The organism is Cognatundibacterium curvum (assembly GCF_014284235.1).
GTDB classification, from domain to species: Bacteria; Pseudomonadota; Gammaproteobacteria; order Burkholderiales; family Burkholderiaceae_D; genus Undibacterium; species Undibacterium curvum.
This window is the reverse complement of record NZ_JACOGD010000006.1, coordinates 134793-148881: the sequence shown is the minus strand read 5'-3', so window position 1 is coordinate 148881 and position 14089 is coordinate 134793. Positions and strand designations below refer to the sequence as shown.

The following is a 14089-nucleotide window of genomic DNA, read 5'->3' as shown; positions in this document are numbered from 1 at the left end:
ATGCCACATTACCTGAAGGTAGCTAGGTTATACTGAGCTGTAAAAGTGATATGAAGTAGCGGTAGTACGGATAGTGGCAGCAAGTGCAGTAAAGCAGAAATGATGTTGTACCATGCCCGCGGCCTGATCCTGTGGGCTTCCTGAATGGAGTCGACATGTCTGACCTGGATGATGATGCACTATTTATTGAAGAAGATAGCGGCGACCTGGTGCCGCCATCCCAAGCAGGGCGCAGCTGGAAAATCGCCATTGTGGACGACGATGACGATGTCCACAAAACGACCTGCTTTGCCTTACAACATGCACAGATACTGAACCGGCCTCTGGAATTCATTCACACTTACTCCAAAGACGAAACCCGCCGCGTTTTTTCCACCCAGTCCGATATTGCTGTCATCCTGCTCGATGTGGTGATGGAAACCGAACATGCGGGTCTGGAGCTGGTCAGCTATATCCGCGACGAACTCAAATGGCACGATACCCGTATCATCCTGCGTACCGGACAGCCAGGCTATGCGCCGGAAGAAGACGCGATCCGCGACTTTGACATCAATGACTACAAAACCAAAAGCGAGCTGACCCGCAAAAAATTGCTGACCTCGCTGACAGCTGCGATACGCTCCTATGAACAGATACGGACCATCGACACCAGCCGCAAGGGTTTGCACCAGATCATAGAATCGAGTGCCTCCTTCACCTTCGATCATGGCATACAAGCCTTTGCCGCCGGTGTCATCACCCAGATTGCGGCACTCTGTGGGGTACCGCCGGAAGGTGTGCTGTGCGCGCAGGGCGATGCCTGCGACGATAATCCCAGTCAGCAATTCAATGTCATCGCGTCAGCAGGTCAGTACAGCAAGCTCATGAATTGTGCGATTGATGATATCCGCAATCCTGAAATACGTGATGCACTTAAACATGTCCTGATACACAGAGAACCCTTATTCAGCGAAAGAAATATGACGCTGTATTTTGCCGGACGCGGCAACCGCCCGCTCGCAGCCTATATTGACTTGCCGTTTGCACTCAGCGAAATTAACCGTAATCTGCTGGAAGTCTTTTGCTCGAATCTGGGCGTCTGTCTGGATAATCTGACGCTGGTGAATCAGCTTAAAAATCATGCCTACCGCGATCAGTTACTGAGCCTGCCTAACCGCTTACGCTTTATTGGCCAGATCGACAGCAGCCGTCATGTACAGACGGCACCGCAAATGGTGGCATTGATCGACATCGATGATTTCGCTGAAATCAATGACGTACTCGGCCATCATTATGGCGACTTGTTATTACAGGCTGTGGCGGACCGACTCGGTAAAGCACTCGGTGAAGAAGTCTTTATTGCGCGGATTTCCGGCGATGTATTTGGTCTGCTTGGCAATGAAGATCAGCTGTTGCCTGAACAACTGAAGCAACTGTTCAGTACACCTTACCTGATCAATGAAACTGCGCATGCTGTGTCCTGCTCTATTGGCATGGTGGCGCTGGATGGCTATGAGGGTGATGGTGCCGAGGCGCTCAAGGATGCAAGCATCGCCTTAAAGCGCAGCAAAACCATGCAACGTGGCAGCTTTACGGTATTTACCCGCAAAATGGGCATAGAGATACGCGAACGTGCCACGCTGATGCAGAACCTGCACCGTGCATTTGACTCTGAACGGCTGTTCCTGATGTATCAGCCACAAATCGAGCTGGAAAGCGGCCGCTTCATCGGTATGGAAGCGTTGATACGCTGGCGCACCGATGAGGGTGAAATGATACCGCCGGTCGACTTTATTCCGCTCGCCGAATATTCCGGCCTGATCGTCAGTCTGGGCGCCTGGGTATTACGCACCGCCTGCTTTTACATGGTCAGACTGCAAAAAGCCGGCATCGCACCGGCACGCATCGCAGTCAATGTGTCAGTAGTGCAGTTCCGTCAGGAAGATTTCATCCTGAACGTGAAAAAGGCACTGGATGACAGCGGCCTGAATCCACATCATCTGGAACTGGAAATCACGGAATCTGTGACCGTCGACGGTACGGCTATCTTTGAACAGCATTTACATGCGCTCAAAGAAATGGGCATACAGATTGCGATTGATGATTTCGGTACCGGATTTTCCTCACTGAGTTATCTGGACAAGCTGCCAGTAGACCGGCTTAAAATCGATCGTGCTTTTGTGACCCAGATTGATACCCCGGGCGGCCCCAGGATAGCGGAACTGATTACTCAGCTGGGCCGGAAACTTGGTCTGGCGGTGATTGCTGAAGGAATAGAAACACAGCAACATTGGGACAAACTGAAAGCGATGGGCTGCCACGAAGGACAAGGTTTTTTCATCGGTCGCCCCATGCTGGAAGATGATCTGATCACCTGGGTGGCTCAACAGCAGGCCAGATCAGCATAGACCACTCCAATGTAATTTAGGTACTGCGCGGTTTGTGCCGTGTAAAAAAAACGGGCTGAACAGCCCGTTTTTTTTATTTTTTTTGCTTATGGACGCGACATGGGTGGTGGTCCGTCTTTACGCTGCATCTCTTTTGCCATGCGGTCTTGCATGTCTTTTTTGATGCGACGATGATTTTCATCAAACAGCTTTTGCTGTTCCGGTGTCAGGCTGCCATAAAAATTTTTCAAAGCGGCCAAACGGTTTTGCAAACTGGCCTGATGCTCTTTCATGCGCTCCAGCGAACGCTCCATGCGTTCCGGCGTACTGAGTTTATCCATCTCTTTGGGATCTTGCGGCAAGGTCATGCCCTTGGGTTCCATGCTCTGAACGAAGGTTTTCCAGGCAGGTTCCTGCGCCGGTGTGAGCTTCAGTAAATCTCTCAATTCAGCCTGACGCTTCGCCATTCTTTCCTTCATTTTTTCCTGCCATTTCGCCATATCCATCGCGTGATGGCCAGGAGCGCCTTCTTGCCCGTGTGCGCCATGCGGCGGAGGTGGCGGCGGCTGGGGTGGCACAGATTGTGCGCTGGCGGCGGCTGACAATACGATGCCGGAGGTGAGCAAAACGCTCTGAATTACGGTTTGTATGCTTTTCATGATCTCTCTCTGAGCAGACACCGAAAAACACTGGCTTAGGCTGGCTTTCTGGTGTGGGTTCCAATTATTCAGCAATTCCGGTTTATGACTGAATTGCATGGGACGCATATTGCCTGTTTTTTTTTAGGCCAGAGTTTCAATTTAGGCTGGCTTTGTATCCCCGTGTAACAGGTGGCAAAGGGTACACGGATACACGCAATGAGGCACTGTTTCACAGTATGTATTTCAACGCGTATGATAACAAGACGATACAAAACCGCCTACAATAGCAGCACACCAGCCCTGCATAATCATGCCTATGGATACCAGACAAAAAATTTTAATCGTCGATGACGATCACGACATCCGCAGCCTGTTAGCGGATTACCTGAACGATAACGGCTACCAGGCGACCATGGTCGCTGATGGTAAAGGTATGTGGGCAGCACTGGCCGAGCAACACTTTGAGCTGCTCGTGCTGGACCTGAATTTACCGGGTGATGATGGCCTGACCTTATGCCGTACCCTGCGCGGCAAATCCAATTTACCAGTGATAATGCTGACTGCACGTAGTGAGCCGCTGGACCGGATTATCGGGCTGGAAATGGGTGCGGATGATTATCTGCCTAAACCCTTTGAGCCACGTGAATTGCTGGCACGTATACGCAGTGTATTGCGGCGTGTTCACACCCAGCATCAGCCTGACGAGCAGGGGCCACGCAAATATATATTCGGTGAATGGACACTGGATACCACAGCGCGTCATTTGCTAAGCCCGGAAGGCACGGTGATTTCCTTATCGGGCGCCGAATTCAAGATGCTGAGCATTTTCCTCGAGCATCCCAACCGGGTCATGAACCGCGATCAGTTACTGAACATGACGCATGGCCGCGATGCCGATCCGTTTGACCGTTCTATTGATATTCAGATCAGCCGTCTGCGTCAAAAGCTGCGTGAAGATGCGCGCTCGCCACAAATCATCAAAACTGTCAGGAATGGCGGCTATGTGCTGGCGATGACGGTCAGCACGGAATATGCATGAATATCCTGGCGTCGATGTGGGGGCGGGTATTTGCCCTGCTCCTGCTAGGCGTGACAGTGACAGCTGGCCTGACCAGCTGGCTGGCGCTGGGCGAGCGTGAAAAAACCCTGAGCCAGTTCCGCGAAACCCATACGATCGACCGGGTCGAACAATTGGTCCGTGCGCTGGATGTGCTGCCTACCCAAAACCGCGCCCAGTTTCTGGCGACTGCACCACGGCTGGGTTTGCAGGTCACCAAGCTGACCAGCACCAGCAACACCGGCTTGCCGCGCACAGAATACGCACGCGCGGTCAGTGAAAGGCTGGGGAAGAACTTTGCAGTGTACTCGCTGGCCGAGGCCTCCGACGAATCCTGTCCCTACGATTTACGCGACAAACAAAAACGCCGCCTGCAATGTGAAGCGCTGGGCATCACACTCAATGACGGCACTACCCTGAAGCTGGTGGTGATGCCGCCGCGTACCCCGCCACCACCGGTACGGCAAGACTTTATTCAGTATCTGATTATCCTGATTATCAGTATCGGTGTTTTGGCTTATCTGATCGCGCGTATGACGATGCGCCCTTTACAGCAAATGGCGGCGGCTGCCAGTGCACTGGGGCGGGATATCAATCGCCCCGCGCTGGATGAGCAGGGCAGCAGCGAAATCCGGCAAGCGACGCAAGCGTTTAATGCGATGCAGGCACAGATACGACAACACATTGCGCAGCGCACCCATATGCTGGCCGCGATCACCCATGATTTGCAAACCCCGCTCACTCGCTTACGCTTGCGCTTGGAAAAAGTGCAGGATGCGGATTTAAAAGACCGCCTGATCGGTGATTTGTCAGCAATGCAGATGATGATACGCGAAGGTCTGGATCTGGCACGCAGTATGGATAGCCAGGAACAACGCAGTTTACTGGATCTGCACTCCTTGTTAGACAGTGTGTGCACCGATGCAGTGGATGCCGGACAGGATGTACGCTTCAGCGGCCAGCCCGGTTATATCGTGCAGGCCAGGCCGCAGGCTTTACGCCGTTGCCTGACCAATCTGATCGACAATGCAGTGAAATACGGTCATTTCGCTGAGGTCAGTCTGGAACACAGCCAGCTGCAGGACCAGCATACGGTACATGTGCTGATCCGTGATGGCGGTCCCGGCATACCGGAAGCATACCAACAGCAGGTGTTTGAACCGTTCTTCCGGCTGGAGACTTCACGCTCACGCGATTCCGGCGGTACCGGTCTGGGCATGACCATCGCCCAGAACATCGCGCAGCAACATCAGGGCACGCTGCAATTACGCAATCTGTCGCCCCAGGGGCTGGAAGTCCGGCTCAGTCTGCCTTTGCAGTAACAGCGATCAGCGACAACATGCTGATCGCGCCCATCGTAACGCCCTGATTGACGATCTCCAGCGCATCATCGTCAGCAATGGCACCGAGTATGCTGAGCAAAGGCAGGTAATGCTCGCTGGTCGGTATCGACCACAAGGCCGGATTGCCATGCTGTTCGTAATGGATCAATGCATCCCAGTCACGCCGCAATATTGCCTGCTCTACCGTGTTTTCGAATTGCTGCGCCCAGTCATAGCCGGCATCCTGCATCACCAGCCGGCGCAGGTTGTGTACCACATTACCGCTACCCATCAGCAGTATGCCCTGATCACGCAAAGCAGCCAGTTGTTTGCCGAGTGCGAAATGCCAGGCTGCAGGCTGTGTCATATCCAGACTCAGTTGCAGCACCGGGATTTGTGCGGCCGGATACATGGGCAGCAGCACCGACCAGGCACCATGATCCAGTCCCCATTCCTGATCCAGCGTTACCGCCGCTGGCCGGACAAAAGGGGCTAACTGTTCAGCGATCTGCTGCGCCAGCAAGGGGTCACCCGGTGCCGGATAGCGGGCCGCGAATAACTCAGCCGGGAAGCCACCAAAATCATGGATAGTACGCGGTTCTGCCATCGCAGTCAGCGCCAGCCCCTGGGTCATCCAGTGCGCAGAAATCATCAGGATGGCACGCGGTGCCGGAAAGCGCTGGCCTAAGGCTTGCCAGCTGGCGGTAAAACGATTGTGCTCGAGCGCATTCATCGGGCTGCCATGACCGATAAACATGACGGGCATACGGGATGGAACGGACATCCATTTCTCCTGAATTGCGTTAAGATGCAGCTCAAATTACAAACTGCGGTCTATGGCCTGTTAACATTTAAATTGCGAGATGTAATTTAAGTGTTAACAGGCCCTAGGCAGGCACTATACAAGAAAGAAAGGATAGGTGTTTATGATCAATCTGCAACTTGGTGATGTCAGCCATATTATTCAGCTGGCGATTGCGCCGGTGTTCCTGCTGACCGGTGTGGGCACCAAGCTGGGCGTGCTGACCAGCCGCCTGGCGCGCATCATCGACCGGGCCAGGGTAGTGGAAGAATTACTGCAAAAAAATCCTGACCATGCAGAAGATCTGGAAACCGAGCTCGAAGAGTTATACCAGCGCTCACATTTGATTAACCGCGCGATTACCCTGAGCACCACCACCGGCTTGCTGGTCTGTCTGGTGATTGCCTTGTTGTTCACCGGCGATGCGACCGGACTGGCGCTGGACAAGTGGATTGCAGCTTTATTCGTCGGTGGGATTTTTTCGCTGATCGGTAGTTTTATCTATTTCATGCGCGAGATTTTTGTCGCCACCAAAACACTGTCGCGCCAGCATCAGCGCGATAAAATCCGCCGTCTGTCGCGTCAGTCCTGATCGCTGCAGCTAAAAAAAGAGCGGGCAGCCTTTACGCTGCCCGCTCTTTTTTATCGAGTGCTTTTTACGACAAGGACTGACGCAAAATTGTCCCGGCAAGGCCTGGCGACGCAGGCAGTACGCAGTGCACGACAAGGAGCCATAACACAGCTGGGGCGGTTTTGCGTCAGTCCTGACTACTTAATTCGGCAACACCTGCACGATCAGATCCGCACTGGCTGTGCCAGGATTCGCCACTGTGACCGGGTAATAACCGGCTGAGACACGGAATTGCAATGTCGTCGGCGCGGTCACGGCCGGCGCAAAAAAGCCAGCGATCTGCGATCCGGAACCAGCCAGCGCCACTGCCGGGCCACTGATCTGGGTCCAGCCAAAATAAATCGGCACTGTTGAATTGGTATTAGACGGTGTTTCTGCTTTCAGCTGCACACTGGCGCCGCTGTTCACAGACTGCACCAGATTGTAGGAAGTCACACTGATGGCGGGCAGGGCACTCACAAAGAAAGCCACATCGCGTTGTTTGACCGGATCGGCCGAACTGCCATCGGCGGCAATCGGCGCGGTCGATACATTCAGCGTGAAGGTGTATGAAGTCGGGGCCGTCACTACGGCCGGAAACACCACACTGGCAACGCTGGAGCCCGCATTGTAAATGGTCAGCGGGGTAGCGCCAGCTGGTCCGGATTTGTACTGCCACAGGAAATACATGGCCTGGCCAGTCACTTCCTTACCATTGACATCGTACATGGTGGATTTACTGCCATCCAGGCTCGCGCTGGCACCCGGCTGTACATTACCGCCACTGGTGGAGATCGGAACCACGGTGGGTTTAACAACGGGATTAATCGTGATGCTCTGTGTGGCTGTGCCGGTACGCTGTTTGTCGTCGGTGACGCGGCATTGCAGTTTGATGATGGTGCTCTGAGTCACCAACGGCGCGACAAAGCTGGCCGCTGCCGTGGCAGGATTGGTCAGACTCAGCGTCAGTCCGGCTGCATCGCTGACCACCCATTGATAGGCATAGGCATTGCCGCTGCTGGCTGGGGTGCCACCGCTGCCGGTACAGCTCAGGCTGACTTTATCCCCTGAAGTAACAGTGGCATCAGCACCGACTTTGACGCTGGGATTATTAGTAATAGAAGCGGACTGTAAAACTTTGAGCGTGGTAAAGCTATTGCTCTGATTGCCCTTAGCATCAACCGCGAAAAAGCTAAGCTTATACGTCACATCTGAACTCAGTTTAGCCGGTGGCGTGAGGCTAAGCACGCAGTTGGTGCCACTGCTGTCTGTGGTCACTGTTTTACAATCAGCATTACTGACCCCCGTGACTGAGTCGGCACCCAGGGTCAGGGTTTCGATTTGCCAGTACAGCTTGCTGATGGCACCGGCGTTGCTGGCCGCTTTGCCGGTGAAAGTCAAAGGATCACCGACAGACACGGTGGCCGGCACCGGCACAGTCACGCTGACAGCGCTGTTATCCGCCGCAGCGGAACTACTGCTACTGCCACCACCACAGGCACACAGTGCCAGTGCGCTGAGAGTCGATAAGGCAATACTGGCGAGACGAAAGTTAGGGTTCACGCTGGCTCCGGGGAGGTTGCAAATCACGTTACAGGATATACGCAGACTGCGCCTGTGGCATGGGTAGCCCGCGTCGCTGCGTAAATCCTCATTGTAATAGAGCAAGCCCCCGGCTGGCGTTTTCAAACTATTAATTCGTCGTAAGTCTGCTGCAACTTTCGCCGTCACGACATACAGACTGGCCAGGTCTCCGCTTATTTACCTGGATTACGGTCGCTTCACATTTTAATCACGCAATTTAAATGTTAACTGGCCCTAGGATACAAAATCATCTGAGTACAGCGGAACAAGGCAATGACTTTTCCTTCGTAACTGACCTCGGCATCCCACAACTGGGTCGTGCGTCCCAGATGCGTGGCTTTGGCGCTGACCTGAATACGGCCGCTACGCGCTGTGCCCAGGTGATTCGATTTCAGTTCTATCGTAGTAAAGCTGGTCGCGCCTTCCGGCAAAGTCGCCATACAGCCATAGCCACAGGCGGTATCAGCCAGCGTCACCACGCTGCCAGCGTGCAAAAAGCCATTCGGCGCCATCAGATGCGGCACCACATCCAGCTCTGCGCTGACTGCGCCCGGGCTAACCGACAAAATCCGTATGCCCAGATGACCGGGCAGATAGGGCGCGCCGATTTGATTCAATTGTTCAGAGGACAGGGTGACTTGAGCGGACATGCTGATTCCTTGGGTGGTAGCAGGCGAAAATGCCTGAAGCGCATTGTAAACATTGTGTGTATCCGTTTGAAGTGTCAGTATTGACTTTTATCGCGCTCAAACCGCCACAAAATCACACAAAAAGGCAGCCTATGACGACACACATCGAATTCTGGGTCTATCCGCAATGCATGGGCTCTGCCGTCACCGGCATGGCAGACCTGTTACATATCGCCAATGCCATGGCTCAGGCTGGCCATACAACTCCGCGCGAGGCGCTGTTCAGCTGGTCGCTGCATTCAATGGATGGACAGGCCGTTCAAAGCTCTTCCGGCTTACGGCTAAACTGTGATGGCCGTATAGGCATTGGACCGCAGCCTGATCTGGTGTTGCTGCCGGGGCTGTTTGTCGGCAATGGCATGCGCGCTTTCCGCAGCGCGCGCCAACAACTGCAGCCACTGCATAGCTTGCTGCGTGAACGCCATGCCGAATCCTGTCTGATTGCGGCGCACTGCAGTGCCGCCTTTGTACTGGCGGATGCCGGTTTGCTAAATCAGCGTAAAGCGACCGTGCCTTGGTGGCTGGAACACCAGTTTCATCAGGAATTTCCGGATACCACGCTGCAGGTCGCTGACATGCTGGTCAGTGATGAGGGCCTGCTGACCACCGGTGCCGCCACCGCCTATCTGCAACTGGCGCATCATCTGATACTGCAGTTTGGCGGTGCAGAACTGGCGGCACAGCTGGCCAGCACTTTGCTGATCGATGCGCAACGTCAGTCGCAACTGCCCTATGTGCAGACGCAGCAGCATTATCCGGTCGACAATGTACCGGAAGACGCACTGATACAGCGCGCCCGCCTGTGGCTCACCCGACATCAGAGGCAGCCATTCAGCCTGGCGGCACTGGCGCAGCATCTGGCCGTCAGTGAAAGAACCGTGATCCGTCGTTTCTCGCAACTGCTCAATACCACGCCCGGCAAGTATGCACAGATGCTGAAGCTGGAAGTGGCACGCCGCCTGTTGCAACAAACCGATCTGAGTCTGGATGAAATCGCGCTGCGCATCGGTTATCAGGACAGCAGTGCATTCCGCCGTCTGTTCCGCCGCAGCTATGACTGCAGCCCATCGGCCTGGCGCCATCGCTGCGATACCAAAGTCTGAACACGCGCTCATGTTTGCAGCACGAAGCGTTAACCTTGCGCAACAATTGCGTTATTGCATCAAGCTTCTTATGGCATAGTATGGAAACATTACACCGGACCAAGATGCGCTGTGTGCATTGCTGGCTGGAGACGGGAATCGGGATCACCTTTACCAGGAGTCAGTATGAATTTACGTCATTTGCGCATCGGTACCCGGCTCGCTATCGGCTTCGGTGTCATTCTCGCCAGCCTGATCCTGATACTGGTGGTCGATAACGTCCTGAGTTCGCGCAACCGTCAGCAAATGTCGGTTGGGCTGGCGTCCTCCAAAGCCAAGACCAATCTGGCGGCAAGCATGAAAACGGCCTTACTGGAAGGTGGTATAGCGATCCGTAATATTGGTCTGCAAAGCGATCTGGGTGAGCTCGAAAAACAAAAAGTGCTGGTCAAAAATCAGCATACCCGCTTCCTGGAAGCACGCGACAAATTCCTGGCGCTCGGTGTCACCGCAGATGAAAAAAAACTACTGCAAGCCGTCACGGATCTCGATACCCAGGTCGATGCACCGACCAAAGAAGCCTTCAAAATGCTGCTCTCTTTCAATGGCGAAGAAGCGGTCAAAGTGATCGCTACCCAGATCGACCCGCTGCAGCAAAAGTCCCTGCTGGAAATCAATCGCCTGGTCGAAATTCAGGACCAGGCGGCGGACGCGCTGGGTCAGGCAGCTGAAGCCAGCGATAAACGGCTGACACTGATGCTGTTCATTTTCGGCGGCGTGATCGTCTTGCTGGGAGCGGCTTTTTCTTTGTTCATGACGCGCAGTATCACCACACCTTTACAGGAAGCAGTGCTGATCGCACAACAAGTCGCGGCCGGGGAATTGTCACATCATCAAATGGCGGAAGGCAGCGATGAAATCAGCGAATTGCTGAACGCCTTAAAAGATATGAATGACAATTTATTCCGTATCGTCAGCGAAGTGCGGCAAGGTACCGATGCCATTGCAACGGCCTCGGGTGAAATTTCTACCGGCAATGCCGATCTGTCATCACGTACCGAAACTCAGGCTGGCGCACTGGAAGAAACCGCCAGTTCCATGGAACAGATCACGGCCACCGTGCGTCACAACGCAGATAATGCAAAACAGGCAAACACTCTGGTGACTTCGGCTTCTCAATTTGCTATCAAGGGGGGTGCAGAGGTAGGGAAAGTCGTCGATACCATGAACTCCATCAAGGAAAGTTCGCGTAAAATAGTCGACATCATCAGTGTGATTGATGGAATTGCCTTCCAAACCAATATCCTCGCTTTAAATGCAGCCGTAGAAGCTGCGCGGGCCGGAGAACAGGGCAGAGGTTTTGCCGTTGTTGCTTCCGAAGTCCGCAATCTTGCACAACGCAGCGCAAGTGCAGCGAAAGAAATTAAAACCCTGATCGGAGACTCGGTCGAGAAAGTCGATGCCGGCGGTAAGCTGGTGGATGCGGCTGGACAAACCATGAATGAAATCGTCACGTCGGTACGCCATGTGGCAGACATCATGGCAGAAATCACGGCCGCAGGTCAGGAGCAAAGCGCGGGCATAGAGGAAGTCAATCGCGCCATCACACAAATGGATGAAATGACACAGCAAAATGCAGCCCTGGTTGAACAAGCCGCTGCTGCTGCCGAAAGTATGGAAGAACAAGCCGGCAACCTGGCGCGCGTGGTTTCAGCGTTTAAACTGGATCAATCTCATGGAGCACGGCCAGCCATGCAAGCTCCAGGGGTGCACCGCGTCAGCGCAGCGGGACCAGAAGCACAGTCAGGTCTGGTCTCCGGTGCGGCCGGTAAATTAGTGAAAGTATTAGGATTTCATAAGGATTAAGCCAACGCCACGCGCGTAGCCACCAGTAGACAGTCACTCAGCATAGGTGTGACAAACAAGCACGCACCTATGACTTAGCCACGCTGGAAACATCTGCCTGAGCCTGTTGAAAGAACATGAATAAGTCCCAAGCATTACATCATATCGTCGCCGAGACCCAACGCGGGGAACTGGTGTTCCCTACCCACGTACAAGCCAGTCTGCACATCCAGCAGGCACTCGACGATCCTGAGTGCGGTATAGAGGCAGCAGCACGCCTGATCATGAAAGAACCGCTGATGGCGGCCCGTGTAGTAGCGATCGCCAATTCCGTTGCCTACAGCCGCTTTGGCGGCGGCGTGACCAATATCCGTACTGCCGTCTCGATTTTGGGGTTCAGCACCTTACGCTCGGTTGTCGCGGCAGTCATCATGCGCCAGATCAGCCATCAGATTACCGAGCCCGTGATCCGGCACAAAATGGAAAGCCTGTGGCTGCACAGCGCGCATGTCGGCGCGCTGTCATATTGTCTGGCCAAACATGTCACCCTGTCCGATCCGGAAACGGCGATGTTTACCGGTATCGTGCATGAAGTAGGCGGTTTCTATCTGCTGTCTCGCGCTGAAGAGTTTCCGGCTTTGCTGGAAGATACACACTGCACGCCTGAACATGAACTCGATGAATCCCCTGAAATTTTCATAGGCCGCGCAGTACTGCATCAACTGATGGTGCCTAAACGCGTGCAATCTGCCATCGAAGTACTGTGGTATGGCGCACGTGCGCTGCCACCGGCCAGCCTGGGCGAAATTTTAATCGCAGCCAATGACCTGAGCCCGGTCCCATCACCGATAGATCCGCGCCTGCCAGAACAGATAGAGGCGGCGCGTAACAGCACAGACTGCTCGCTGAATCAGCATAGTCTGCGTGACATACTGCAGCAAACTAACACTGAAACCCAGTCATTGCTGCAATCGCTGCTGCACTGAGACGCCAAACCGGGTAACGCCGGCAGACTTTCTGCATCTTAGGCATAATTCCGAAGCCTGTTAACACCGCAAGCCCACCCATCCGGCAGGGCTGCGTTTTGAAAACCACGTTTTCGGAAGGATGAAGAATGTCAGTATCCCGTCAACTTAGTACCAGCTTATTTGCTATTCTGACCGCATTGGCACTGCCTGCAAGTCAAAGTTATGCCGCTGCACCGCAAGTCAAAACCGCCGCCCCCGGCTATTACCGCACCATGGTCGGTGAATTCGAAGTCACTGCCTTATCCGATGGCACAGTGGCTTTGCCGGTCGATAAATTGCTGACCAATACCAGCCCGGAAAAAGTCAGCAAGGCCTTACATAAGTCGCATCAGCACAGCCCACTGGAAACCTCGGTCAACGGCTATCTGATCAATACCGGCAGTAAGCTGATCCTGATCGACACCGGTGCCGGCAGTCTGTTTGGCCCTACCCTGGGTAAATTGCAGGCCAATCTGAAAGCCGCTGGCTACAGCCCGGAACAGGTCGATGAAATCTACATCACCCATATGCATCCGGATCATGTCGGCGGTCTGATGCAGGGTGAAAGCATGGTGTTTCCAAACGCGGTAGTGCGCGCGGATCAGCATGACGTGGACTTTTGGCTGAGCCAGGCCAATCTGGATAAAGCACCTCAGGACAGCAAAGGCTTTTTCCAGGGCGCGATGGCTTCCATCAATCCCTATATCAAGGCTGGCAAATTCAAGGCCTTTGAAGGCAATACCGAACTGCAGCCCGGCATCAAAGCCACGGCCACGCACGGCCACACTGCGGGTCATACCATCTACACCATCAGCAGCAAAGGCCAGAATCTGGTGTTGTGGGGCGATCTGATGCATGTGGCGGCGGTGCAGTTTGCTAACCCGGCCGTCACCATACAGTTTGACAGCGACAGCAAGGCCGCTGCGGCCCAACGCAAACTGGCCTATGCGCAGGCAGCCAAATCGGGTGACCTGATCGGCGCTGCGCATTTGTCTTTCCCTGGTCTGGGCTATGTACGCGCTGAGAACAAGGCGTATGCATTCACCCCGATCAACTATGCACCGGGAAATTAAGCCTTAACAGG

12 protein-coding genes are annotated in these 14089 nt (G+C 54.1%); 8 read left to right on the top strand and 4 right to left on the bottom strand.

All coding sequences use genetic code 11. From position 1 onward, the window contains the following. Positions 1 to 155 precede the first annotated feature (155 nt). A complete protein-coding gene (locus H8K43_RS12525; protein WP_186904151.1) occupies positions 156 to 2387 on the top strand; it encodes a GGDEF/EAL domain-containing response regulator in 2232 nt (743 codons plus the stop codon). Positions 2388 to 2473: 86 nt separating this feature from the next. On the opposite strand, the gene H8K43_RS12520 is transcribed toward H8K43_RS12525, so the two are convergent. Continuing rightward, positions 2474 to 3025 carry a Spy/CpxP family protein refolding chaperone gene (locus H8K43_RS12520; protein WP_186904150.1) on the bottom strand — a complete coding sequence of 184 codons (552 nt, stop codon included), beginning with the start codon at positions 3023 to 3025 and terminating at the stop codon, positions 2474 to 2476. 298 nt (positions 3026 to 3323) lie between these two features. Between H8K43_RS12520 and H8K43_RS12515 the strand changes: the two genes are divergently transcribed. Both H8K43_RS12515 and H8K43_RS12510 read left to right on the top strand, forming a co-directional pair. Beyond that, positions 3324 to 4046 carry a response regulator gene (locus tag H8K43_RS12515; protein ID WP_186904149.1) on the top strand — a complete coding sequence of 241 codons (723 nt, stop codon included), beginning with the start codon at positions 3324 to 3326 and terminating at the stop codon, positions 4044 to 4046. Continuing rightward, a complete protein-coding gene (locus H8K43_RS12510; RefSeq protein WP_230403910.1) occupies positions 4043 to 5386 on the top strand; it encodes an ATP-binding protein in 1344 nt (447 codons plus the stop codon). The genes H8K43_RS12515 and H8K43_RS12510 overlap by 4 nt, the downstream gene beginning before the upstream one ends. On the opposite strand, the gene ygiD is transcribed toward H8K43_RS12510, so the two are convergent. Beyond that, on the bottom strand, positions 5367 to 6170 hold the full coding sequence (gene ygiD, locus H8K43_RS12505) for a 4,5-DOPA-extradiol-dioxygenase (RefSeq protein WP_186904148.1): 804 nt from the start codon (positions 6168 to 6170) through the stop codon (positions 5367 to 5369). The genes H8K43_RS12510 and ygiD overlap by 20 nt on opposite strands. Positions 6171 to 6315: 145 nt before the next feature. Between ygiD and H8K43_RS12500 the strand changes: the two genes are divergently transcribed. Further along, positions 6316 to 6780: a DUF2721 domain-containing protein gene (locus H8K43_RS12500; RefSeq protein WP_186904323.1), complete on the top strand. Its 465-nt coding sequence runs from the start codon at positions 6316 to 6318 to the stop codon at positions 6778 to 6780. Positions 6781 to 6960: 180 nt separating this feature from the next. Here H8K43_RS12500 and H8K43_RS12495 read toward each other — a convergent pair whose 3' ends face one another. Continuing rightward, positions 6961 to 8361, bottom strand: a complete 1401-nt coding sequence (locus H8K43_RS12495; RefSeq protein ID WP_186904147.1) for a hypothetical protein — start codon at positions 8359 to 8361, stop codon at positions 6961 to 6963. Positions 8362 to 8606: 245 nt separating this feature from the next. Then, positions 8607 to 9032 carry a PaaI family thioesterase gene (locus H8K43_RS12490; RefSeq protein ID WP_186904146.1) on the bottom strand — a complete coding sequence of 142 codons (426 nt, stop codon included), beginning with the start codon at positions 9030 to 9032 and terminating at the stop codon, positions 8607 to 8609. Positions 9033 to 9163: 131 nt separating this feature from the next. Here H8K43_RS12490 and H8K43_RS12485 point away from each other — a divergent pair, with 131 nt between their 5' ends. From H8K43_RS12485 to H8K43_RS12470, 4 genes are all read left to right on the top strand, one after another. Further along, the gene (locus H8K43_RS12485; RefSeq protein ID WP_186904145.1) at positions 9164 to 10174 is read left to right on the top strand and encodes a GlxA family transcriptional regulator; all 1011 of its coding nucleotides are present in this window, start codon (positions 9164 to 9166) and stop codon (positions 10172 to 10174) included. 165 nt (positions 10175 to 10339) lie between these two features. After that, positions 10340 to 12019: a methyl-accepting chemotaxis protein gene (locus tag H8K43_RS12480; RefSeq protein WP_186904144.1), complete on the top strand. Its 1680-nt coding sequence runs from the start codon at positions 10340 to 10342 to the stop codon at positions 12017 to 12019. A 116-nt stretch (positions 12020 to 12135) separates the two neighbouring features. After that, on the top strand, positions 12136 to 12984 hold the full coding sequence (locus H8K43_RS12475) for an HDOD domain-containing protein (protein WP_186904143.1): 849 nt from the start codon (positions 12136 to 12138) through the stop codon (positions 12982 to 12984). 128 nt (positions 12985 to 13112) lie between these two features. Then, positions 13113 to 14078, top strand: coding sequence for an MBL fold metallo-hydrolase (locus tag H8K43_RS12470; RefSeq protein ID WP_186904142.1), 966 nt, complete (start codon positions 13113 to 13115; stop codon positions 14076 to 14078). Positions 14079 to 14089: the final 11 nt, after the last annotated feature.

Excerpts from the sequence above, each read along its gene's own strand:
- H8K43_RS12525 (WP_186904151.1), top strand. The coding sequence starts at position 156 with ATGTCTGACCTGGATGATGATGCACTATTTATTGAAGAAGATAGCGGC.
- H8K43_RS12520 (WP_186904150.1), bottom strand. The coding sequence starts at position 3,025 with ATGAAAAGCATACAAACCGTAATTCAGAGCGTTTTGCTCACCTCCGGC.
- H8K43_RS12515 (WP_186904149.1), top strand. The coding sequence starts at position 3,324 with ATGGATACCAGACAAAAAATTTTAATCGTCGATGACGATCACGACATC.
- H8K43_RS12510 (WP_230403910.1), top strand. The coding sequence starts at position 4,043 with ATGAATATCCTGGCGTCGATGTGGGGGCGGGTATTTGCCCTGCTCCTG.
- ygiD (WP_186904148.1), bottom strand. The coding sequence starts at position 6,170 with ATGTCCGTTCCATCCCGTATGCCCGTCATGTTTATCGGTCATGGCAGC.
- H8K43_RS12490 (WP_186904146.1), bottom strand. The coding sequence starts at position 9,032 with ATGTCCGCTCAAGTCACCCTGTCCTCTGAACAATTGAATCAAATCGGC.
- H8K43_RS12485 (WP_186904145.1), top strand. The coding sequence starts at position 9,164 with ATGACGACACACATCGAATTCTGGGTCTATCCGCAATGCATGGGCTCT.
- H8K43_RS12480 (WP_186904144.1), top strand. The coding sequence starts at position 10,340 with ATGAATTTACGTCATTTGCGCATCGGTACCCGGCTCGCTATCGGCTTC.
- H8K43_RS12475 (WP_186904143.1), top strand. The coding sequence starts at position 12,136 with ATGAATAAGTCCCAAGCATTACATCATATCGTCGCCGAGACCCAACGC.
- H8K43_RS12470 (WP_186904142.1), top strand. The coding sequence starts at position 13,113 with ATGTCAGTATCCCGTCAACTTAGTACCAGCTTATTTGCTATTCTGACC.